The sequence below is a fragment of the Paracoccus spongiarum genome (genome assembly GCF_030732095.1).
Lineage (GTDB): Bacteria > Pseudomonadota > Alphaproteobacteria > Rhodobacterales > Rhodobacteraceae > Paracoccus > Paracoccus spongiarum.
This window is the reverse complement of record NZ_JAVAMQ010000002.1, coordinates 132,119-155,192: the sequence shown is the minus strand read 5'-3', so window position 1 is coordinate 155,192 and position 23,074 is coordinate 132,119. Positions and strand designations below refer to the sequence as shown.

Genomic DNA, 23,074 nt, shown 5'->3' with positions numbered 1-23,074 from the left:
AATGGTTAAGGCATGATCGCCTGCGCGGCCAGCAGGATCTTGGCCGCGGGGCTTGACCCCCGGTTGCGGCTGGTCCATCCCGCACCCGACGCTGGCCGCAAGGAAAGACGCCGATGGACCGGACCGGGTTGCTGATCATCCTGTCGTCGCCCTCGGGGGCGGGAAAATCGACCCTCGCGCGACGGCTGATGGCGTGGGACGACAGCCTGCGTTTTTCCGTCTCGGCCACCACCCGCGCGCCGCGCCCCGGCGAGATCGACGGGCAGCATTACCATTTCACCAGTCCCGACAGCTTTCGCGCGCTGGTGGCCGAGGGGCAGATGCTGGAACATGCCGAGGTGTTCGGCAATCTCTATGGCAGCCCGCGCGCCCCCGTCGAGGCGGCAATGCGCGAGGGGCGCGACACGCTGTTCGACGTGGACTGGCAGGGCGGCCAGCAGATCCGCGCCTCGGCGCTGGGCGGGCATGTGGTGTCGATCTTCGTGCTGCCGCCCTCGCTGCCCGAGCTTGAGCGGCGGCTGCGCGGCCGCGGCCAGGACAGCGACGCGGTGATCGCCGGCCGCATGCAGAAAAGCCGCGCCGAGATCAGCCACTGGGCCGAATACGATTACGTGCTGGTCAATGACGATCTGGACGCGACCGAGGCGCGGCTGCGCGCGATCCTGACCGCCGAGCGGCTGCGCCGGATCCGGCAGGCCGGGCTCAGCGGATTCGTGCGCCGGCTGATGGAGGAGGACGAGGGATGATCTGGGAACTGGACGGGCTGGCGCCGGAACTGGCCGGGGATGCCTGGGTGGCGCCCGACGCCCGGCTGATCGGGCGCGTGGTGATGGAGGCCGGGTCGTCGGTCTGGTGGGGTGCGGTTCTGCGCGGCGATACCGAGGAGATCCGCGTCGGACGCGGCAGCAACGTGCAGGACCTTTGCGTGCTGCACACCGATCCCGGCCATCCGCTGCTGGTCGGGCCGGACTGCACGATCGGGCATCGCGCCATCCTGCATGGCTGCCGCATCGGGGCCGGCGTGCTGGTCGGCATGGGCGCGACGATCCTGAACGGCGCGGTGATCGGCGATGGCGCGCTGATCGGTGCCGGGGCGCTGATCGCCGAGGGCAAGGAGATCCCGGCCGGCGCGCTGGTGATGGGCGCGCCCGGCAAGGTGGTGCGCCAGCTTGACGATGCGGCGCGGGCGGGCCTGCTGGCCTCGGCGGCGCGCTATCGCGCCAATGCCGCCCGCTTCCGCGCCGGGCTGCGGCGCATCGAATGACGCGCGAGGCGCAGCGCCGGGCGGCCGAGTTCCTTGCCGGCGTGCCGGTGCCGATGCTGGCCGTGGACCAGCGCGCCCGGGTGATCGGCGCCAATCCCGCCGCCGCGGCGCTGTTCGGCACGGACCTGGCCGACCGGCCCTTCGTCACGGTGATCCGCCATCCCGCCGTGGTCGCGGCGCTGGACTGGGCGATCCGCCCCGACCTGCATCCGGCGCCGCTGCCCGATCCGACGCTGCCGCCCCCGGCCGAGGGGGTGGCCCTGCTGCGCGCGCAGATCCTGGCCGACGGCCGCGACATCGCCGCCGAGATCACCGTGGCGGCGCTGCCCGCGGCGCTGGGCCGCGGGGCGACGGTGGCGGTCCTCGACATCTCGGTGGCCGAGGAGGCCGAGCAGATGCGCCGCGATTTCGTCGCCAATGTCAGCCACGAGCTGAAGACCCCGCTGACCGCGATGATGGGCTTCATCGAGACGCTGCGCGGCCCGGCCCGCGACGACGTGAAGGCGCGCGGCCGGTTTCTCGACATCATGGAGGCCGAGGCCAGCCGCATGAACCGGCTGGTCAGCGATCTTCTGTCGCTGAGCCGGGTGCAGTCCGAGGAACGCCGCAGGCCCTCGGCCGATGTCGATCTGCCGCTGCTGCTGCGGGGCGTGCTGGCGACGCTGTCGCCGGCCATCTCGGCCGCCGGGGTCACGGTCGAGACCGGCGGGCTGGAGGGCAGCCAGAGCCTGCCGGGCGATGCCGACCAGCTTGTGCAGGTGTTCCAGAACCTGATCGAGAACGCGCTGAAATACGGCGGCGGCGGCGGCTATCTGGGCGTGCGGCTGCACCGCATCGCCTACGAGCCGATGCTGCGCGGCCCGGCCTGGGCGGTCGAGATCGCCGACCGCGGCGAGGGCATCGACGAGATGCACCTGCCGCGCCTGACCGAACGCTTCTACCGCGTCGACACCCACCGGTCGCGCGCGCAGGGCGGCACCGGGCTGGGGCTGGCCATCGTCAAGCACATCGTGAACCGCCATCGCGGCCGGCTGAAGATCGACAGCCAGCGCGGCGCCGGCAGCCGCTTCACGGTCATCCTGCCCAAGACGACCACCCGCGCCTGAGCGGCGCCGATCCGGGGCGGCCGGGGCAAAGTCCCTCGCCCTTCGGCGCGCCCTGTCCTATATGTGCCACGACCATGGGCCACGATCCCCGGCAGCCAGGAGCCTTCGATGACGCAGAACCCTCAACCCGATCCGGCCAAGCTTGCCGCCTCGCGCGCGGCGGTCGCGCTGGTGCGCGATGGCATGAAGCTGGGACTTGGCACCGGCTCGACCGCCAGCATCATGGTCGAGCTGCTGGCCGGGCGCGTCCGCGCCGAGGGGCTGTCGCTGCGCTGCGCGGCCACATCGAAGGCCACGGCCGAACTGGCCGCGGGGCTGGGCCTGCGGGTCGAGACGCTGGACGAGATCGGCTGGCTGGACATGACCATCGACGGCGCCGACGAGGTCGATCCCGACCTGCACCTGATCAAGGGCGGCGGCGGCGCGCATCTGCGCGAGAAGGTCGTGGCGGCGGCCAGCGACCGGATGGTGGTGATCGCCGACCCCGGCAAGATCGTCGACCGGCTTGGCGCCTTCCCGCTGCCGGTCGAGGTGCTGCAATTCGGATTCGAGACCACGCGCACGCTGGTGCGGCGCGCCCTCGAGGGGCTGGATCTGGGCGATCGCGAGGTGATGCAGCGCCTGAAGGGCAGCGATGCCTGGATCACCGACGAGGGCAACTTCATCCTCGACCTGCATCTGCAGGCGATCCCCGACCCGGTGCTGCTGGCGCGGGCGCTGTCGGCGATCCCCGGCGTGGTCGAACACGGGCTGTTTCTTGGCATGTGCGATCTGGCGATCATCGGCAAGCCCGACGGCGATGTGGTCACCCTCGATCGCAGCGCCGACATCGACGCCGACATGCTGGCCCACGAGGCCGAGGCCCGCTCGTGAGTTTCGACTATGATCTCTTCGTGATCGGTGGCGGCTCGGGCGGGGTGCGCGCGGCGCGCATCGCGGCGGGCGAATACGGCGCGCGGGTCGGGCTGGCCGAGGAAAGCCGCATGGGCGGCACCTGCGTGATCCGCGGCTGCGTGCCCAAGAAGCTGATGGTCTTTGCCGCCAGCGCGCCTCTGATGGCCGCCGAGATGCGCGGCTATGGCTGGTGCGACGCCGACAGCGGCCATTTCGACTGGACACTGTTCCGCGAGAAGCTGGACGCCGAGCTGCGCCGGCTGGAACTGGCCTACACCGCCAATGCCGAACGGGCCGGCGTCGAGATCCATCACCAGCGCGCCCGCCTTGCCGACCACCACACCGTCGAACTGGCCGACGGCACCCGCAAGACCGCCAGGCACATCCTGATCGCGGTGGGCGGGCGGCCCAGCCGGCTCGGCATTCCCGGCGACGAGCTGGCGCTGATCTCGGACGACCTGTTCCTGCTGGACCGGCTGCCGCGCCGCGCCCTGCTGGTCGGCGGCGGCTTCATCGCCTGCGAGTTTGCCACCATCCTCGACGGGCTGGGGGTGCAGACGGTGATGGCCTATCGCGGGGACGCTGTGCTGCGCGGCTTCGACCGCGAGATGCGCGAGATGGCGACGCAGCAATTGCTGGACATCGGCGTCGACCTGCGCCTGGGGCTGACGCCCAAGGCCCTGGAACGGCGGGACGGGCGCATCCTGGCCCGGTTCGACGACGGCAGCGAGGACCAGTTCGACGCGGTGTTCCTGGCAATCGGGCGCGCCCCCTATACCGCCGATCTGGGGCTGGAGAACACCGCGGTCCGGCTGCGGCCGAACGGCGCCATCGAGGTCGACGACTGGTCGCAAAGCGCGGTCCCCTCGATCTTCGCGGTGGGCGACGTGACCGACCGGGTGAACCTGACGCCGGTGGCGATCCGCGAGGGACATTCCTTCGCCGACACGATCTTCGGCGCCCGCCCCCGCAAGGTCAGTCATGACCCGGTGGCCAGTGCCGTCTATCTGCGCCCGCACGAGCTGGGCAGCATCGGCCCGACCGAGGACGAGGCGAGGGCCGCAGGCGCGGTCGATGTCTACAGCACCGTGTTCCGGCCGATGCGGTCGATGTTCGCGGGATCGGATGCGCGCACGGCGATGAAGCTGCTGGTCGATCCGGCCAGCGACCGGGTTCTGGGCTGCCACATCTTCGGCCCCGAGGCCGGCGAGATGATCCAGCTGGCCGCCATCCCGATCACCATGGGCGCGACCAAGGCGCAGTTCGACGCGACCATGGCGGTGCATCCCACGGCGGCCGAGGAACTGGTCACCATGCGCCACCCCGCGCGGCGGCATGGCGCCGGGGCAACCGAAACGTGATCCGGCGCGGCCCTGTGCCGCGGCTGTTTCCGGGCGGCGCGCGGCGGGGCAGGGTTGACATTTCGCCCCCCGCCCCCAGTTTGCAACAAGCGGAATAATCAGGGAAAGAAGGTCGAGCGGATGGCAAATCAGGGCCCTTGGGGCGGCGGCGGCAATGGCGGCGGAGACGACGAGGATCGCGGCAAGCGGCCATCCAACCGCCCCTGGGGCGAACAGCAGCCGCCAAAGGGACCGCGCCGGCCGGGGCAGGGCGAACAGCCCCTGCCCGAGATCGAGGAGCTGATGAAGAAGGGCCAGGAACGGCTGCGCGTGCTGATGGGCGGGCGCGGCGGCGGCGGCCCGACGGGCGGCGGCGGGCGTCGGCCTGCGGGGCCGGGCTTCGGGCTGAACCGCTCGACCCTGGTGATCGCCGGGCTCGTCGCGGTCGGGCTCTGGGCGTTTTCCAGCTTCTACCGCGTGCAGACCAACGAAAAGAGCGTCGAGTTCCTGTTCGGCCGCGCCGTGGCGGTGGGCAGCGAGGGTCTGAACTTTGCGCCCTGGCCCTTCGTCACCGCAGAGGTCGTGCCGGTCACGAACGAACGCGTCACCGAGATCGGCACCGGCCGGTCCGGTCCGATGGACAGCGGCCTGATGCTGACCCGCGACCAGAACATCGTCGACATGGAATACCAGGTCGTCTGGAACATCGCCGATCCCGAGAAATTCCTGTTCAACCTTGCGGACCCGGCCGACACGATCCGCGCCGTGGCCGAATCCGCCATGCGCGACATCATCGCCCGCAGCGAACTGGCACCGATCCTGAACCGCGACCGCGGCGCGATCGCCACCGACCTGCGCGAGGCGGTGCAGCGCACGCTGGACGCCTATCAGTCGGGCATCAATGTCGTCCGCGTCAACCTTGACCGCGCCGACCCGCCCGGCGAGGTGATCGACGCCTTCCGCGAGGTGCAGGCCGCCCAGCAGGAGCGCGACCGGCTTGAGAAAGAGGCCGATGCCTATGCCAACCGCGTGCTTGCGCAGGCCCGCGGTGACGCCGCGCAGATGCTGGAACAGGCCGAGGGCTATCGCGCCGAGGCGGTGAACACCGCCGCCGGTGAGGCCGCGCGCTTCAACTCGATCTACGAGGAATATGTCAAGGCGCCCGACGTGACCCGCCGGCGGATGTATCTCGAAACGATGGAGCAGGTGCTGGGCGATGTGGACAAGGTGATCCTCGGCGACGGGATCGGCGGGCAGGGCGCGGGCTCGGGCTCGGGCGTGGTGCCCTACCTGCCGCTTGACCAGCTGCGCCGGCCGAGGGGCGGGGCCGACGCCGCCCCGGGCAACAGCATGACGACGACCGGAGGAGGCAACTGATGGCCACCCGCAGACTGACCCTTTCGGCGCTTGCCGTTCCCGCCCTGATCGTCGCCGGCGTAGTGGCGATGTCGTCGATCTTCATCGTGGACGAACGCGAAAAGGGGCTGGTTCTGCGCCTCGGCCGCGTGGTCGACGTGCAGGAGGAACCGGGGCTGGGCATCAAGGTGCCGTTCCTCGACAATGTGGTGAAGTATGACGACCGCATCCTCGGCCTGCCGACCTCGCCGCTGGAGGTGACGCCGCTGGACGATCGCCGGCTGGTGGTCGATGCCTTCGCGCGCTGGCGGATCACCGATCCGGTCCGCTTCCGCCAGGCGGTCGGCACCGGCGGCATCCAGGCGGCGCAGGGCCGGCTTGAGCCCATCGTGAACGCTGCCATCCGCGAGGTTCTGGGTGCGGTGCCCTCGACCACGGTGCTGTCGGACGACCGGACCGCGCTGATGAACCAGATCCGCGACGAGGCGCGCAACAACTCGTCGGGACTGGGGGTCGAGATCATCGACGTGCGGCTGACCCGGACCGACCTGCCCGAGCAGAACCTGAATGCAACCTATGCCCGGATGCGCGCCGAACGCCAGCGCGAGGCCGCCGACGAGATCGCCCGCGGCGGCGAGGCGGCGCAGCGCGTCCGCGCGGCCGCCGACCGGACCGTGGTCGAGCTGACCTCCGAGGCGCAGAAACGCGCCGAGATCGTGCGCGGTGAAGCCGATGCCGAACGCAACGCGATCTATGCCGACGCCTTCGGCCGCGACCCCGAATTCTTCGCCTTCACGCGGTCGATGACCTCGTATTCACGCGCCCTGCGCGGCGAGAACAGCAGCATCGTCATGCAGCCCGACGGCGAGTTCTTCACCTATCTGCGCGATGACGGCGCCAGCCGCGCCAATCCCTCGCCGACCCCGGTGCCCGCGCGCAACGCGCAGCCCGCCGCGGGTGCGGATGCCGCGGCGGCCGGCGGCGACGAGGGCGAGGACCTGGTGACGCCGACCGTGACGGATCGCGAGGGCAACCCCCTGGGCGAATCCGCCGGGGTCAAGCTGACGCCGGTGCCCGAAAGCCTTGCGACCCCGCCCGAGCAGCCCTCGGCGGTGGTTCCCCCCGCCGAGGCCCCCGCCGCTGCCGGGACTGACGCAGACGCAGAGGCAGGGGCAGAGGCAGGGGCAGGGGATGGCGGCGAGGCCCCGGCCAACTGAGATGCGCCGTGACGCGCGGCCCCCTGCGGGCCGCGCGGTCCGACATGAAAGTCACGATCAGTTCACCATGCGAGAGCGTGGTTTATTTGCCACGGATCCCTAAATCCTTTTCACATCACCCGTCGGCCGTGCCTCAGACATGCCGACAGACACGGACAGATGAGGACATCCAGCATGAAGACGCTTTCCCCCCGGCATCTCCTGACCGCATCGGCGCTGGCCGTGACGGTCGGGCTCGGCTTTGCGGGCGCACAACAGGTCGCCACCGAGACCCCGCCGCAGGTCGATCAGCAGGCACAGGAGGCGGCGAACAACAACCAGCCCCTTGGCGCGACGGTGGCCGAGGATCGCGGCACGCAGGTCATGCCGGACAGCTTTGCCGATCTGGTCGAGAAGGTGTCCCCGGCGGTGGTGAACATCACCACCACCTCGGTCGTGGCCGCCCCGGCCGGCGGGCAGGGCCCGATGTTCCCCGAGGGCAGCCCGTTTTCGGACCTGTTCCGCGACTTCGGCTTTCCCGGCATGCCCGGACCGGACGGCCAGCAACAGCGCCGCGGCCCGCCGCAGCGGTCGAACGCGCTCGGCTCGGGCTTCGTGATCTCGGCCGATGGCTATATCGTCACCAACAACCACGTGATCGACGGGGCCGATGCCATCGAGATCGAGTTCTATTCGGGCAAGACCCTGCCGGCAGAGGTCGTCGGCACCGACCCCAACACCGATGTCGCGGTGCTGAAGGTTGAAAGCCCGGATCCGATCCCCTTCGTGACCTTCGGCGATTCCGATGAGGCGCGGGTGGGCGATTGGGTGCTGGCACTCGGCAATCCGCTGGGGCAGGGCTTCTCGGCCAGTTCGGGGATCGTCTCGGCGCGCAATCGCGAATTGTCGGGCACCTATGACGACTATCTTCAGACCGACGCGGCGATCAACCGCGGCAATTCGGGCGGCCCGTTGTTCAACCTGAACGGCGAGGTGGTCGGCGTGAACACGGCGATCCTGTCGCCCAATGGCGGCTCGATCGGGATCGGCTTCTCGATGGCCTCGAACGTGGTCAGCAAGGTCGTCGACCAGCTGCGCGAATACGGCGAGACGCGGCGCGGCTGGCTGGGCGTCAAGATCCAGGACGTGACGCCCGACATGGCCGAGGCGCTGGGGCTGGGGGCAAGCCGCGGTGCGATGATCACCGATGTCCCCGAGGGCCCGGCGCGCGATGCCGGCATGAAGGCGGGCGATGTCATCACCAGCTTTGACGGCGTCGAGGTCGAGGACACCCGCGGCCTCGTGCGCCGCGTGGCCGAGGCGCCGGCCGGCGAGGCGGTCGAGGTCGTCGTGCAGCGCGATGGCGGCCCGCAGACGCTGAGGGTCACCCTGGGCCGGCGCGAGTTGGCCGAGGGCAGCGCCGCCGATGTCAGCCCGCAGACGCCGGGCGAATCCGAGATGCTGGGCATGACGCTGGCGACGCTGACGCCCGATCTGGCGGCGGAACTGGGCGTTGCGCGCGACATGAAGGGGCTGGTCGTCAAATCGGTCGATCCCGAGGGCGTCGCCGCCGACAAGGGCCTCGCCGCGGGCGACATCATCACCGAGGCCGGCCAGCAGCCGGTGGCGAACCTCGCCGATCTGAACGCGCGTGTCGACGAGGCCCGCGAGGCCGGGCGGAAGTCGCTGCTGATGCTGATCCGTCGCGCCGGCGAGCCGCGCTTCGTCGCGCTGCCGATCGAGGCGGCCGAATAGCCCGCGCCGCCGCAGCACCGACCGCGAGAACGGGGGGCGGGCCGCAAGGTCTGCCCCTTTTCATCGGGCGCCGGATCGCCTATCTGGCGCCAGGCAAGGAAAGATGGACATGGCGAAGATCACCTATATCGAACATAACGGCACCCGCCACGAGGTCGAGGTGAAGCCCGGCATGACCGTCATGGAGGGCGCGCGCGACAACGGCATCCCCGGCATCGACGCCGATTGCGGCGGAGCCTGCGCCTGTTCCACCTGCCATGTCTATGTCGACCCCGCCTGGATCGACCGGCTGCCGCCGCGCGATCCGATGGAGGAGGACATGCTGGACTTCGCCTATGAGCCCGATCCCGACCGGTCGCGGCTGACCTGCCAGATCAAGGTGACCGACCAGCTGGACGGCCTTGTCGTGCAGATGCCCGAGCGGCAGATCTGACACCCTTCGATCGCCGGATCCCTGCCCTCCGCCCCGGCGGCCGAGGAGTCGTGCCCGCGCCCGTTCCGGGCGAAACCTTGCCGTTGCAACGATTGTCGCATTGACCGTCGCATCAGGCGGTCACGAATCAAGGCCCGGCCCGTGGGCACAGCGCCGCCGACTCGCCGCGCACCCGGAAACACCCCAAGGTTGTATTCCAAAACGTTCCACCAATTCCGAATTGTTTCGCGGCCCCTCACCTGTCCCAAAAGTCAGGTCACTTTGCCTTTTAATAAAACTTTAACGATGGGCGGAAAGACGCCGAAGTGTTATTGTCCTTCCAGTAAAAGACATCCCCTCTCTGACCCCGAACGGCGCCAAATGCGTGTTTTGGCGAAGTTGCCCCTTGTCAGTGTTGTTGACGAGCCGGGTTCGTGCGGTCGCCAGGAGGGCTGTCAAAAGTGAATGGTGTGGACACTATGACGCTGGAAAATCAAATGGTTGCCGTTGTTCCTGTCGCAGGCGTGAAGATTGTCGAAGATCAGAGGCCCTGGTTCTATCGCAAGGCCCTCAAGCGCCCCCTCGATATCCTGCTGGTTGTTCTCGGCTCGCCCTTCATGCTGCCGCTGGTGTTGCTGCTGGCGGTTCTCATCATGCGCGAAGGCGGGAATCCGTTCTATTCGCAAGAGAGAATTGGCCGCGAGGGCAAGCGTTACCGCATGTGGAAGCTGCGCAGCATGGTCGTCGACGCCGATCAGCGCCTTTCGGCCTATCTGGACCAGAATCCCGCGGCGCGGAAGGAATGGGACGAGACGCAGAAGCTGCGCGACGACCCGCGCGTCACCGTGCTGGGCCGCATGCTGCGCCGCAGTTCGCTGGACGAGCTGCCGCAGCTTTGGAACGTTCTGAAAGGCGACATGAGCCTTGTCGGACCGCGCCCCATGCTGCCCGAGCAGCAAGAGATGTATTCCGGCAGTGGCTACTATCGCCTGCGTCCCGGCATCACCGGCTTCTGGCAGACCGCGGGCCGCAATGCCACGTCGTTCGCGGCGCGTGCCTGGTATGACGACCGCTATGAGCGCGATCTGTCGCTGGCCAGCGACGCTGCGATCCTGGTCCGGACCTTCGGTGTGGTGTTCCGCGCCACGGGCTGCTGATCCCCGGCGCGCGACGCACGTCCGACCGACCCGGCAGATGCAAAGCGCCGCCCCGCGAGGGGCGGCGCTTTGCATGAGACCGATCGGCGTGATGCGGGCCGGGGGCCAGCCCGCGCCTGACGCGAGGTCCGCGGCCGGTGCGAACCCGGTGCCGGCCCGACGGCGGGCGCGGGGCTTCAGCCCTTGCGGCGGTCGGGGATGTCGGGGATCGTCATGACCGGGCGCAACCCGGTGCTGCGCTCCATCTTGCCTGCCGAGCGCAGGACCGGCTTCAGCAGTTCCATCAGCAGGGCCAGGCCGAGGGCGAGGCCCATCGAGGCGGCGAGGCCGAAGACCATGATCTTGCGGCGCCCCGAGGACAGCGGGTATTCGGGCTCGACCGCGCGTTCCAGCAGGATGAACTGTTCGCCCTGCTGTTCGGCGTTCAGGCGCTGCGAGGTTTCGGCGGCGGCGCGACGGCTGCTCATCTCGGCCTGCTGTTCGCGCAGTTGCAGCAGGCGCCGCTCGAACGCTTCGATCTGCGCCTCGGCATTCACGCTGCGCCGGCCCGATGCCCGGATCTCGGCCATGCGGTCCTGCAATTGCTGCTGGCGGGTGGACAGCAGGTCGATGCGGCTGTCCAGCTGCTGCGCCTCGCGCCGTTCGACGGTGCTGAGATTGCCGCGGGCCTCGAGTTCGGCCCGCTTGCTGCGCGCCTCCAGCAGATCGCCCGACAATTCGTTCAGCTCGGTGTCGATGGTGCGCATCTCTTCGGGGCGGTTGTCCAGCGTGGTCGGCAGCACCTCGAGGTTCTCGTTGCGAAAGGCGGCCATCTCGCTTTCCACGGCGTCGATCTGGCGGGCGATGCGCGCCTCTTCGCGGCTGTAGAATTCCAGCGTCTCCTGGGTACGTTCGTTCTGGGTGCTGGCGTTCAGTTCCAGCACGCTCTCGGCCATCTCGTTGGCCATGTCGGCAGCCAGTTCCGGCGAGGCCATCGTGGCGGTCACCCGCAGCACGCCCGGCCACTGATCGGCATTGGCGTAATACTGTCCGCCGGTGATCGGCTCGATGCGGAAGGCGCGGCGCACCATCTCGACCTGCTGGGCCTCGCTCATCTGCGGCATGTCGGCGAACAGGTCGAACTTGTCGATCAGCGTCACGACATTGTCGCGCACCATCAGCCGGGCCTGCACCAGCTGCAGCCAGTAGCCGGCTGCGATGCCCCCGGTGCTGCGCGGCCCCTCGGCCAGCGACCGCGGCGTCTCGATCTGCAGCACGGCCGAGGCGGCATAGCTGTGCGGCCGGCTGACCGCGAACTGATAGCTGGCCGCGCTGCCGGCAAGAATCGTCGTGCCGATGAGCCAGCGCCGCCGCCACAGCGCCGACATGATGTCACTGATCGATCCAAGGCTGCCCATCGGCTATCCCTTCCTGCGCCCGCCAAGCCAGCGGGGACGAATGTTCTGAATGATCTCGGCCAGCGATCGCCGGATCTCGCCACGGTTCAGGATCACGGCGACCAGCCGGGTCCGGCCGGTCAGCAGTTCCTCGGCCGCGCGCAGCTGCGATGCGGTGTTGCGGGTGCCGTCCGCGACCATCAGCACGCCGTCAAGCTGGGGCAGGAAGGACAGCGTGTCGTCGGCGCCGAGGACCGGCGGCAGGTCGTAGATCTCGATGGTCGGGGCAAACTGGTGGCGCATGTCGCGCAGCGCCTCGCCGGTGGCCGGCTCCTGCAGGATCTCGGCGCTGCCGGTCGCGGCCTGGGTGTTCAGCAGCAGTGCGAGATTGCCGCCGAACAGGCGCAGCTGATCGGTGATCGGCTGGCTTCCCGACAGGATCTCGGCCAGCGGGCCGGGCGCATTGGCGCCGAACAGCCGCGCGAGGCCGGGATCGCGCAGGTTCATGTCGGCCAGCAGCACCCGCGCGCTGGGCCGCCGCGCCATGGACAGCGCCAGGTTGGCCGCGATGAAGGAGGTGCCCGAGCCCGAGGTCGGCGCGGTCACGCCAAGCCGCAGGATGCCATGCTCCTCGATCGCGCCGGTCAGCAGGGTGCGCAGCAGGTCGAACCGGCGCGTCACCTCGTCGTCGCTGCTGTCCACGAACAGCTTGTGGCGGCGCATGGTCGCGGCATCGGTGCGCAGGCTGCGGATCGTCGCCCAGTCGCGCCCGCTGAGGATCGCGGGCGGGATCGTGGCGGTGACCGATGGCGCGGGCTTCGCACTGCGGTCAAGACGCAGACGTGCGACCTTGGTCGGCGCTGGCACGACCGTGGTCCCGCTTTGCGAGGTCTGCGGCGTCTCAGAGGTCATTACTCGCTACCCGATCGCTAACACATGTGCAGTCTGGACGATGCCCGGCCTGCGTAACAGATGCTGCATTGGAATCAATTTATACAATAGAACATGTTTGGTGCATGATACTGCGATGTTAGGGCATTTCCGGAACATGGTAAGCGGAATGTGACGATGGGGGAAGCCTTGGACGCAGTGACGCAGCGGGACGGGTCCGGGCCGCACGCGGTCGATGCCATCGCCATCGGCCGCAACGAGGGGACCCGGCTGGTCGAATGTCTGGCCTCCCTGCGCCGCGCGGGCGTGCGCCGGATCGTCTATGTCGACAGCGGCTCGACCGACGGCAGCGTGCTGGCCGCCGAGGCGGCGGGCGCGCAGGTGGTGTTGCTGGACATGGCGCGGCCCTTCACGGCGGCGCGCGCGCGCAATGCCGGGCTGGCCGCGATCATGGCCCACCCCGAGCCGCCCGGCTATGTGCAGATGATCGACGGCGACTGCATCCTGCAACCCGACTGGCTGGATCAGGCGCGCGATTTTCTGGACGCTCACCCCGCGGTGGTGGTGGTCTGCGGGCGGCGGCGCGAACGCTTTCCGGGGGTGTCGGTCTTCAACCGGCTGTGCGATGCCGAATGGAACACGCCGGTCGGCGAGTCGCTGGCCTGCGGGGGCGACGCGCTGATGCGGCTGCCGGCGCTGGCGGCGTCGGGCGGCTATCGCGAGGATCTGATTGCCGGCGAAGAACCCGAACTGTGCCTGCGGCTGCGCCGCGCCGGCGGCACGGTCTGGCGGCTGGATGCCGAGATGACCCTGCACGACGCCGCAATGACCCGCCTTGGCCAATGGTGGCGGCGCACCCGCCGGGCCGGCCACGCCTTCGCCGAGGGTGCGGCCCTGCACGGCGCGCCGCCCGACCGCCACTGGGTGGCCGAGGCCCGCCGCGCGCTGCTGTGGGGGGTGGCGCTGCCGCTGGCGATCCTGCTGGCGGCGCTGGTGTCGCCGGCGCTGGCGCTGCTGCTCGCACTGGCCTATCCGGCGCAGATCCTGCGGCTCGCGGCGCGGCGCGGGCTGTCCGACCGGCTGTCATGGGACATCGCGCTGTTTGCCGTGCTGGGCCGCTTCGCCGAGGCGCAGGGGGTGCTGTCCTACCTGCTGAACCGGCTGCGCGGCAGGCGGGCCGGGCTGATCGAATACAAATAGCCTATCGGCCGGGGCGCTGGCGCAGGGCGCTGATCGTCTCGGCCGGCAGGATCGCCGCGCATCTGGCATAGCGCGGCACCAGGCGACGCGGGGCCGACAGCATCCGCCAGACCCATTCCATCGCGATCCGGCGCACCCATCGGGGCGCGCGCTGCTGGTTGCCGGCGAGAAAGTCCAGCCCTGCGCCCACCGAGGCAAAGCCGATGCCGGGCGTCTCGCGCCGGCCGCGGGCCGCAAGCCGTTCCTGCTTGGGCGCCCCCAGCGCCAGAAAGCACAGCCGCGCCCCGCTTGCCTCGATCCGCCGCAGCATCTCGCCGGCGACCGGCGAGTCGGGGTCGAAGCCCATCGGCGGGGCGATGCGCGCGACGATGCGGGTGCCCGGCGCCTCGGCCGTGATCCGCGCCGCCGCGGCATCCAGCGCCAGTTCGGTCGTGCCGACGAGGGCGATGGGCACCGTCTCGGCGGCGGCCAGCCGCGCCAGCGGCACCACCAGGTCCGAGCCGGGCACCAGCGTCACCGGATGCCGCGCCAGCCGCGACAGCCAGACGATCGGGTTGCCGTCCGCGACCACCAGATCCTGCGCCGCATAGGCCTGGCGGAAGCCGCTGTCGCCGCGCAGCTTGACCAGGTGATCGAGGTTGATCGTGGCCAGCGCGAAGCCCTCGCCCCCGCGGAAGCGCCGCGTCAGCTCGGCCATCAGGGCCGTCTGGTCCGGCATGTTCACGCGAATCGTGCGGTCGCCATAGGTGAAGTTCATGCTGCCCGTCATGCGCTGGAGCCGCCAAAGCGAGGATCGGCAGCATTCTTCGCGTTATCTGGCATTTTTGCGGGGCAGGGGCAATCGCGGACGCTTTGTCGCCGGGCGCGGCTGTGATAGGTCTGGTCGGGTAGCCTGTCACGATTGCCGACGATTTCAGCCATGCCCAACAGCCTCGCCGTCCTGATGATGACCAGCTGGCCCTTTGTCACGCTGGCCATGTATCTGCGGCTGCCGCCGCGATCGGCGGTGATCTGGTCGATCCTCGCGGGCTACATGCTGCTGCCGGCGGGCATGTCGCTGGACCTGCCGGCGCTGCCCGGCCTCAGCAAGCACAGCATCCCGTCGCTGTTCGGCTATTTCTTCGCCTGGATGGTGCTGGGCCGGCGCATCCCGCTGTTTCCGGCCAGCCGGATCGGGCGGGTCTTCGCGGTCGTGCTGCTGGCCGGGCCGTTCCTGACCGTGCTGACCAATGGCGATCCCATCTATATCAACAGCGACAAGGTGCTGCCGGCCCTGCGGCTTTACGATGCGGCCTCGATGGTGGTGGGCCAGCTGGGCTTTCTGTGCATCTGGGCCCTGTCGCGTGAGATCCTGAATGACGCCGCGGCGCTGCGCCAGCTGCTGATGGCCCTCGTCGTGGCCTTCCTGTGCTACACGCTGCCGATGTTGTACGAGGTGCGGATGTCGCCGCAGCTGCACATCCGCATCTACGGCTTCTTCCAGCATGATTTCGCCCAGATGATGCGGCAGGGGGGCTTCCGGCCGATCGTCTTCCTGGAACACGGGCTGTGGATCGCGATCCTCACCTCGATGTCGGCGATGCTGGCGGTGGTGCTGGCGCGCACCGCCCCGCCCGAGACCGCCGGCCGCTGGCGGCTGGCCGCGGTCTATCTGCTGGCGGTGCTGGTCCTGTGCAAGAGCATGGCCGCGCTGATCTATGCGGCGCTGATGATCCCGCTGCTGGCGCTGGCCGGTGCGCGGCGCATCCTGAACGCGGCGATGCTGATGGCCGTGCTGATCCTCAGCTATCCGACGCTGCGCACGCTTGACGTGATCCCGACCGACCGGCTGATCGAGGCGGCGGCGCGGGTGTCGGAGGAACGGGCGCAATCGCTGGAATTCCGCTTCGACAACGAGGACGCGCTGCTGGCCCATGCGATGAGGCGGCCGGCCTTCGGCTGGGGCGGCTGGGAACGCAGCAGCATCCACGACCCGGCCAGCGGCGAGACCGTCTCGACCACCGACGGGCTGTGGGTGATCGCCATGGGCTATTCCGGCTTCTTCGGCTTTCTGGCGCAGTTCGGCCTGCTGGTGCTGCCGATCCTGCTGCTGGGGCGGGCATACCGGGCAGCCGGCCGGCCCGTCGAGATCCTGCCGGCGGGGGCGGCGCTGGTGCTGGCGGTCAACCTCGTCGACCTGCTGCCCAATGCGACCATCAGCCCGTTCACCTGGATGTTCTCGGGGGCGATGCTGGGCTATGTCGAAAGCCTGCGCCGCCTGCCCGAGGGGCAGGCCGAGGCAGAGCCCCGGCCCGCGGCACCGCGCCGGGGCGCGCCGGCATGGTCCGGGCTGGTCGGCCAGCTGCCGCAGGGACCGCGCAGCCTGCTGTAGGCGGCATGGCGCCCGGATCGTTAACCCTTGGCGGCGGTTTTTCTCGTTGGGCATGGGCATTCATGCTAGGATCGCCGCAGATGCAACCGATCGGCCTTGCCACCTGTCCAAAGCGGCAGGTTCAATCCCGGCGTGTTGCGAATTAGCTGTTATGTCTGTGTGTTGATGTTGAATTGGTTAGGCAAATGACGACAGATGCGGGGTCCGCCGCCACGCCTTGGCATTTGACAGAAATGCCGTCTTTTCCGTTGCCTCAAGCTGGTGCAGATCCTGCGCAGTTGGATAGACTGATGGCGGCGCGGCGGCCCCTGGCCGACCCCGCCGCGACACGCAACAAACCGGAATGGATGGCGCCATGACCGCTCAGGACGCTTCGGCGCAACTTCCCGCAGGGGCCATCGCGATCACCGGCATGGCGGCGCATCTGCCCGGCGCACCCGATATCGCGCAATACTGGGCCAATCTCCGCGACGGGATCGAATCGATCCGCCAGCTGAGTGTCGAGGAACTGACCGCCAATGGCGAAAGCCCGGCGCGGATGCGGCAGAAGAACTATGTTCCCGCCGCCTCGATCCTTCAGGATTTCGAGAAATTCGATGCCGAGTTCTTCGGGTTGTCGCCCAAGGAGGCGGCGATCATGGACCCGCAGCACCGGCAGTTCCTCGAATGCGCGTGGGAGGCGCTGGAAAACGCCGGCCACACGCCCGAGGGATTCAAGGCCCCGATCGGCGTTTTTGCCGGCTGCGGCATGGGCAGCTATTTCTATTTCAACATCTGCTCGAATGCCGATCTGGTCCGGAACACCGGCATGTTCCTGCTGCGCCACACCGGCAACGACAAGGATTTCCTGTCGACCCGGGTCAGCCACATCTTCGATCTCAAGGGGCCCAGCATCTCGGTGCAGACGGCCTGCTCGACCTCGCTGGTGGCGGTGCATCAGGCCGCACAATCGCTGTTGAACGGCGAATGCGACATGGCGCTGGCGGGGGGGGTGACGATCGAATTGCCCCATGCCCGCGGCTATCTGTTCGAGGAGGGCGAGATCCTTTCGCCCGACGGCCATTGCCACGCCTTCGACCATCGCGCGCAGGGCACGGTGTTCGGCTCGGGCGCCGGCTGCGTCGTGCTGCGCCGGCTGGAGGATGCGATCGCCGATGGCGACCATGTCTGGGCGGTGATCCGCGGCACCGGGGTCAACAACGACGGCGCCGCCAAGGCCGGCTATCTGGCGCCCTCGGTCGAAGGCCAGTCGCGCGCCATCGCCGAGGCCCATGCCGTCGCCGGCGTCAGCGCCGAGACGATCGGCTATGTCGAATGCCACGGCACCGGCACCTATCTGGGCGATCCGATCGAGGTGGCGGCCCTCACCCAGGCCTTCGAGGAGACGACCGGGCAGCGCGGCTTCTGCGGCATCGGCAGTGTCAAGACGAATATCGGCCATACCGACACCGCGGCGGGTGTCGCCAGCCTCATCAAGGTCGGCATGGCGCTGCATCACGGGCAGATCCCGCCCTCGCTGGGCTACGAGGCGCCGAACCCCGCCATCGACTTCGAGAATTCGCCGTTTCGCGTGAATGACCGGCTGTCTGCGTTTCCGCGCCTTGGCGGGGCGCCGCGGCGGGGGGCCGTCAACAGCCTCGGCGTCGGCGGCACCAATGCCCATGCGATCGTCGAGGAGGCGCCCGAACGTGCCGCCTCGGAGGACAGCGACTGGCCGTTCCAGCTGCTGGTGCTGTCGGCGCGCAGCAAGGCGGCGCTGGATCAGGCCAGCCGCAACCTGGCGGCCCATCTGCGCGCCCATCCCGACCAGCCGCTGGCGGATGTGGCCTGGACGCTGAAGCATGGCCGCCGCGCCTTCGAACATCGCCGCGTGCTGGTGGCTGGCAGCCATGACGAGGCGGCGGCCCGTCTGGACGAGGGCGATCCGCGGCAGGTGTTCACCCATCAGGAACTGCCCGAACCGCCCGAGACGGTGTTCATGTTCCCCGGGGGCGGCGCGCAGTTCGTGGGCATGGCGCGCGACCTCTACGAGACCGAGCCGGTGTTCCGCGACTGGATGGATCGCGGGCTGGATCACCTGGCGCCGCATCTGGATTACGACCTGCGCGGGCTGTGGCTGCCCGATGCCGACGGCGCCGCCGCCGCGGCCGAGCGGTTGAAGACCCCCTCGGTGCAGCTGCCGCTGATCATGATCACCGAATACGCGCTGGCGCAGCTGTGGATCAGCTGGGGCGTGCAGCCCGCCGCGCTGATCGGCCATTCGATGGGCGAGAATACCGCCGCCTGCCTCGCCGGCGTGATATCCTTCGAGGATTGCATCGGCCTCGTGCATCTGCGCGGCCAGCTGTTCGACACCATCGCGCCGGGCGGGATGCTGTCGGTGCCGCTGTCGCGGGATGCGCTGCAGCCCTATTGGGCCGACGATCTGGACATGGCCTCGGTCAACGCCCCCGATCTGTGCGTCGTCTCGGGCCCGCAGGCGGCGCTTGACGCGCTGGAGGCTCGGCTGGCCCGCGACGAGATCGAGGCGCAGCGGATCCAGATCGACATCGCCGCCCACAGCCGGATGCTGGAACCGATCCTCGCGCGCTTTGGCGACTATCTGCGCGGCATCACCCTGTCGGCGCCGCGCCTGCCGGTGATCTCGAACCGCAGCGGCCAGCCGCTGAGCGTGGCCGAGGCGACCAACCCCGATTACTGGGTCGCCCATCTGCGCAACACCGTGAACTTCGCCGACGGCATCGCCCATCTGGCACAGCGCAAATGCCGGGTCTATGTCGAGATGGGGCCGGGCCGGGCGCTGTCCTCGCTGGCCCAGGCCAACGGCATCCCCTCGAACCAGGTGGTGCCGGCGCTCCGCCATCCGCAACAGGACGTGCCCGACGACGAATTCTTCATCGCGACGGTCGGCCGGCTGTGGGCGCTTGGCGTGGCCGTGGACTGGTCGGCGATCTGGGGCGAGGCGCGGCGCAAACGGGTTCCGCTGCCGACCTACCCGTTCCAGCGCCAAAGCTATTTCATCGAGCCGGGCCGGATCGCCACCCCGTCGGACGAGCCGCTGATCGAACGCCTCGAGGGCGTCCAGAACTGGGGCTGGCAGCCGCATTGGCGCCCCCGCGCAGCCGAATCCGAAGTCGAGGCGGATGAGCTGGACCGGGCCGAGCCGCGGACATGGCTGGTCTTTGCCGATCAGGCCGGGCTGGCCGCCCGCGCCATCGCCCGGCTGCGCGAGGCCGGGCACCGGGTGGTCGAGTTGCGCGCGGGCGACGCCTATGCCCGGATCGGCGAGGACAGCTTTACCATCTCGCCCGAGCGGGGGCGCGAGGATTACGACCGGCTGGTCCATGATCTTGTCGCCGCCGGCCTCGCCCCGCAACGCATCGCGCATTTCTGGCTGGTGACGGCGGGCGAAAGCTTTCGCCCCGGCTCCAGCTTCTTCCATCGCAACCAGGAACAGGGCTTCTACAGCCTGATGTTCCTGGCCCAGGCCATGGCCGAGGAAAACCTGCCCCGTCCCGTGCATCTGCTGGCCGTCACCAGCGGCGCTGTGCAGGTCCGCGACGAGGCCTTGCCCTACCCGGAAAAGGCCACCATCGCCGGTCCGCTGCGGGTCATGCCGCGCGAATTGCCGGGCGTGACCTGTGCCGCGCTGGATCTGGTCCTGCCCGAGGGCCGGCGCAACGAGGCGGCATGGCAGGGGCTGTGCGACCGCGTGCTGGAGGAGATGCTGGCCGAGCCCGCGAACCGCTCGGCCGCGCTGCGGGGCGAGCGGCGCTATGAGATGTCATGGCGGCAATTGCCGCTGCCCGAGGCCGGGGCCGGACTGCCGCAGGGCGCGGTGGTGATGCTGACCGGCGGCTTCGGCGGCATCGGCCTGACGGTCGCCACACGGCTGGCCCGCGACCTTGGGGCGCGCATCGCGCTGGTGGGCCGGCGCGCCCTGCCGCCGCGCGCGCAATGGGACCGCGTGCTGCGCGGCGCGGCGCCGGGCGATGCCATCGCGGCCCGGATCCGCGGCGTGCGGGCACTGGAAGAGGCGGGGGCCGAGGTGATCTGCCTGGCTGCCGATGTCTGCAACCTTCAGGACATGCAGGCCGCGCGCGATGCCACGATCGCGCGGTTCGGCCCGGTCGATGCCGTGATCCACGGCGCGGGCGTGGTCGACGACATGCCGATCCTCGCCAAGACCCCGGCCAGCGTCGAGGACGTCTTTGCCGCGAAGGTCCACGGCACCGAGGTGCTGGACAAGGTGTTCCCGGACGGCTCGGTGGGCCGGATCGTGGTCTTCAGTTCGACCTCGACCGCCATCGCCCCGGCCGGGCAGGTCGACTATGTCGCCGCAAACGAGTTCCTGAATGCCTGGGCCAGGTCGCGCGGCGGCGGCAAGACCGCGGTGACGGCGATCAACTGGGGTATCTGGGCCGAGGTCGGGATGGCCGCCGAGGCGCTGGCCGCGCCCGAGCCGGCACCGGTGACCGACGCCGGGACACCGCTTCTGGACGAGGCCAGCTTCGATGCCGAGGGCAATCGGATCTTTACCGCCCGGCTGACCACGCGGCACTGGCTGCTGGACGGGCACCGCACCCGGCAGGGGCAGGCGCTGGTGCCCGGCACGGGCTATCTTGAACTGATCGCCGAGGCCCTGCGCGCCCATGGCGAGACCGGTCCCTTCGAGATCCGCGACCTGTATTTCTTCCGTCCGCTGGCGGTCGATGACGGCACCTCGCGCGACCTGCGCCTGACGCTGGCGCGCAATGACGAGGGCTATGCGGTCCAGATCCGCAGCGATGCGGTGGTCGATGGACGCAAGGGGTTCGAGCTGAACGCGCAGGCGCAGATCGGGTTCGCGCCGCAGACTGCGGAACATATTGATATCGGATCAATTTCGGACCGTTGTTCAGAAAATGTCGAGGCCGATCCCAAGGGCCTTGTCAGCCCGCAGGAGGCGCATCTGCGCTTTGGTCCGCGCTGGCGGGTGATCCGGCGCCGGGCCTATGGCGCGGGCGAGGGTCTGGCCGAGCTGGCGCTGCCCGACGCCTTCCGCTCGGAGCCCGAGCAGGGCTATCCGATCCATCCCGCGCTGATGGACCTGGCCACCGGCTGGGCCATGGGGCTGATCGAGGGCTATCAGGCCCATCACCTCTGGGTGCCGGTCAGCTATGGCACGATCCGGGTTCACGCCCCGCTGACCGCCGAGATCCGCAGCTGGGTGCGCAACGGCGCCGACAATCGCAGCGACAACCCCTTCGCGCGCTTCGACGTGACGCTGGCCGATCCCGCGGGCCGCGTGTTGATCGACATTTCCGGCTTCACGATCCATCGCCTTGACGGCGAACTGGATTTCACCGGCCAGACCGGCCGGCGGGACGTCGTCTTCCCTGATGCGCAGCAGGCCGACCGGCGCCTGTCGCCGGCCGAGGAACGGCTGCAGCACAACCTGTCGCAGGGCATCCGCCCCGACGAGGGCGCCGAGGGTTTCCTGCGGGCGCTGGCAACCGGGCAGTCGCAGGTGGTGGTGTCGTCGATGCCGCTGCCGGACCTGATCCGGCAGGCCGCGCAGGGCGCCGGGGAAACCGTCGAGCGTCAGGGCTTCGAGCGTCCGCAGCTTGACAGCGACTATGTCGAGCCGCGCAACGGCATCGAACGGACGCTGGTCGGCTTCTGGCAGGAATTGCTGGGCGTGGGGCAGGTGGGGGTCGAGGACAGCTTTTTCGACCTGGGCGGTCATTCGCTGATCGCCGTCCGGCTGTTCGCGATGATCCGCAAGACCTTCTCGGTCGATTTCCCGATCTCGGTGCTGTTCGAGGCGCCGACCATAGCCGCCTGCGCCGCGATGATCGAGGATCGCATCGGCCCGCAGGACGGCGAGGCGGCGGCGACGCCCCGAAAGGCTCCGGCGCGGCGCTTTACCCATCTGGTGCCGATGCATCAGGGCGAGGGCGGCGGCAAGCGGCCCTTCTTCCTGGTGGCGGGCATGTTCGGCAACGTGCTGAACCTGCGCCACCTGGCCCAACTTCTGGGCGGCGACCGACCCTTCTACGGGATGCAGGCCCGCGGACTGTTTGGCGAGGATCAGCCGCATGACAATTTCGTCGATGCGGCAAGGGATTACATTGCCGAGTTGAAGCAGGTTCAACCCGAGGGGCCATATCTTCTGGGCGGCTTCTCCGGCGGTGGCCTGATCGCCTGGGAGATGGCCCGCCAGCTTGAGGCCGGGGGCGACGAGGTGGCGCTGACGGTGCTCCTCGACACGCCCCTGCCGATGCGCCCCTGGCTCAGCCGGCAGGACAAGGCGCTGATCAAGATGGCCGAGTTGCGCCGCAAGGGGCCGGGCTATGTGGTGGAATGGGCGCGGGCCCGGGCCGCGTGGAAGCGGCAGCAGGCCGAACGCGCGGAGGCTGCGCCCGAGGCCGCCAACCAGTTCCACAACACCGCCATCGAGGCCGCGTTCCGGGCCGCGCTGCCGGGCTATGACATGCAGCCGCGCGAGGGTCGCGTGGTGCTGTTCCGTCCGCCGCTGGACCGCCACTGGCAGGTCTCGGGCGGCCGATGGGTCAGTTCTGCCAAGGAATATGTGTTCCCCGACAACGATCTGACCCGCTTTGCCCCGCAATTGCAGGTCATCGAGGTGCCCGGCGATCATGACAGCATGGTTCTGGAACCGAATGTCCGGGTGATGGCCGCCCGGATGCGCGAGGTGATCGCCGAGGCCGAGGCGGGCATCGCCCCGCCGATGGCGCAGGCGGCGGAGTAGGC

At 69.4% G+C, this 23,074-nt stretch carries 17 protein-coding genes; 13 read left to right on the top strand and 4 right to left on the bottom strand.

What is annotated here, in order from left to right; translation table 11 throughout:
- Positions 1-113: 113 nt before the first annotated feature.
- The 10 genes from gmk to Q5Y72_RS02710 all read left to right on the top strand — a co-directional run bounded on the left by gmk (position 114) and on the right by Q5Y72_RS02710 (position 10,480).
- Positions 114-746 (top strand): guanylate kinase, encoded by a 633-nt coding sequence (gmk, locus tag Q5Y72_RS02755; protein ID WP_305961889.1) that lies wholly within the window; start codon positions 114-116, stop codon positions 744-746.
- Entirely contained in the window at positions 743-1,264 is a 522-nt protein-coding gene (locus Q5Y72_RS02750) for a gamma carbonic anhydrase family protein (protein WP_305961888.1), read from the top strand. The genes gmk and Q5Y72_RS02750 overlap by 4 nt, the downstream gene beginning before the upstream one ends.
- The gene (locus Q5Y72_RS02745) at positions 1,261-2,370 is read left to right on the top strand and encodes a sensor histidine kinase (RefSeq protein ID WP_305961887.1); all 1,110 of its coding nucleotides are present in this window, start codon (positions 1,261-1,263) and stop codon (positions 2,368-2,370) included. The genes Q5Y72_RS02750 and Q5Y72_RS02745 overlap by 4 nt, the downstream gene beginning before the upstream one ends.
- A 108-nt stretch (positions 2,371-2,478) precedes the next feature.
- On the top strand, positions 2,479-3,243 hold the full coding sequence (gene rpiA, locus Q5Y72_RS02740; RefSeq protein ID WP_305961886.1) for a ribose-5-phosphate isomerase RpiA: 765 nt from the start codon (positions 2,479-2,481) through the stop codon (positions 3,241-3,243).
- The gene (gene gorA / locus Q5Y72_RS02735) at positions 3,240-4,625 is read left to right on the top strand and encodes a glutathione-disulfide reductase (protein ID WP_305961885.1); all 1,386 of its coding nucleotides are present in this window, start codon (positions 3,240-3,242) and stop codon (positions 4,623-4,625) included. Before rpiA ends, gorA begins: the two co-directional genes overlap by 4 nt.
- 120 nt (positions 4,626-4,745) lie before the next feature.
- On the top strand, positions 4,746-5,981 hold the full coding sequence (gene hflK, locus Q5Y72_RS02730; RefSeq protein WP_305961884.1) for an FtsH protease activity modulator HflK: 1,236 nt from the start codon (positions 4,746-4,748) through the stop codon (positions 5,979-5,981).
- A 14-nt stretch (positions 5,982-5,995) separates the two neighbouring features.
- On the top strand, positions 5,996-7,177 hold the full coding sequence (gene hflC / locus Q5Y72_RS02725; RefSeq protein WP_305962076.1) for a protease modulator HflC: 1,182 nt from the start codon (positions 5,996-5,998) through the stop codon (positions 7,175-7,177).
- 174 nt (positions 7,178-7,351) lie between these two features.
- Positions 7,352-8,911 (top strand): DegQ family serine endoprotease, encoded by a 1,560-nt coding sequence (locus tag Q5Y72_RS02720; protein WP_305961883.1) that lies wholly within the window; start codon positions 7,352-7,354, stop codon positions 8,909-8,911.
- A 109-nt stretch (positions 8,912-9,020) separates the two neighbouring features.
- Complete coding sequence (locus Q5Y72_RS02715; protein WP_305961882.1) at positions 9,021-9,344, top strand: 2Fe-2S iron-sulfur cluster-binding protein; 324 nt, start codon at positions 9,021-9,023, stop codon at positions 9,342-9,344.
- 503 nt (positions 9,345-9,847) lie between these two features.
- On the top strand, positions 9,848-10,480 hold the full coding sequence (locus tag Q5Y72_RS02710; protein WP_305961881.1) for a sugar transferase: 633 nt from the start codon (positions 9,848-9,850) through the stop codon (positions 10,478-10,480).
- Positions 10,481-10,656: 176 nt separating this feature from the next.
- On the opposite strand, the gene Q5Y72_RS02705 is transcribed toward Q5Y72_RS02710, so the two are convergent.
- Both Q5Y72_RS02705 and Q5Y72_RS02700 read right to left on the bottom strand, forming a co-directional pair.
- Positions 10,657-11,877, bottom strand: a complete 1,221-nt coding sequence (locus Q5Y72_RS02705) for a GumC domain-containing protein (protein WP_305961880.1) — start codon at positions 11,875-11,877, stop codon at positions 10,657-10,659.
- Positions 11,878-11,880: 3 nt separating this feature from the next.
- Complete coding sequence (locus Q5Y72_RS02700; RefSeq protein ID WP_305961879.1) at positions 11,881-12,768, bottom strand: CpsD/CapB family tyrosine-protein kinase; 888 nt, start codon at positions 12,766-12,768, stop codon at positions 11,881-11,883.
- Between the two features lie 156 nt (positions 12,769-12,924).
- On the opposite strand from Q5Y72_RS02700, the gene Q5Y72_RS02695 reads away from it, so the two are divergent.
- Positions 12,925-13,947, top strand: a complete 1,023-nt coding sequence (locus Q5Y72_RS02695) for a glycosyltransferase family 2 protein (RefSeq protein ID WP_305961878.1) — start codon at positions 12,925-12,927, stop codon at positions 13,945-13,947.
- Between the two features lies 1 nt (position 13,948).
- Here Q5Y72_RS02695 and Q5Y72_RS02690 read toward each other — a convergent pair whose 3' ends face one another.
- Together Q5Y72_RS02690 and Q5Y72_RS02685 are read right to left on the bottom strand one after the other, a co-directional pair.
- The gene (locus Q5Y72_RS02690; protein WP_305961877.1) at positions 13,949-14,716 is read right to left on the bottom strand and encodes a WecB/TagA/CpsF family glycosyltransferase; all 768 of its coding nucleotides are present in this window, start codon (positions 14,714-14,716) and stop codon (positions 13,949-13,951) included.
- Entirely contained in the window at positions 14,713-14,868 is a 156-nt protein-coding gene (locus tag Q5Y72_RS02685) for a hypothetical protein (protein ID WP_305961876.1), read from the bottom strand. Before Q5Y72_RS02685 ends, Q5Y72_RS02690 begins: the two co-directional genes overlap by 4 nt.
- Between Q5Y72_RS02685 and Q5Y72_RS02680 the strand changes: the two genes are divergently transcribed.
- Positions 14,867-16,318 (top strand): hypothetical protein, encoded by a 1,452-nt coding sequence (locus Q5Y72_RS02680; RefSeq protein WP_305961875.1) that lies wholly within the window; start codon positions 14,867-14,869, stop codon positions 16,316-16,318. The two genes, Q5Y72_RS02685 and Q5Y72_RS02680, sit on opposite strands and share 2 nt — an antisense overlap.
- Positions 16,319-16,673: 355 nt before the next feature.
- Positions 16,674-23,072: a type I polyketide synthase gene (locus tag Q5Y72_RS02675; RefSeq protein ID WP_305961874.1), complete on the top strand. Its 6,399-nt coding sequence runs from the start codon at positions 16,674-16,676 to the stop codon at positions 23,070-23,072.
- The last annotated feature ends 2 nt before the right edge of the window (positions 23,073-23,074 follow it).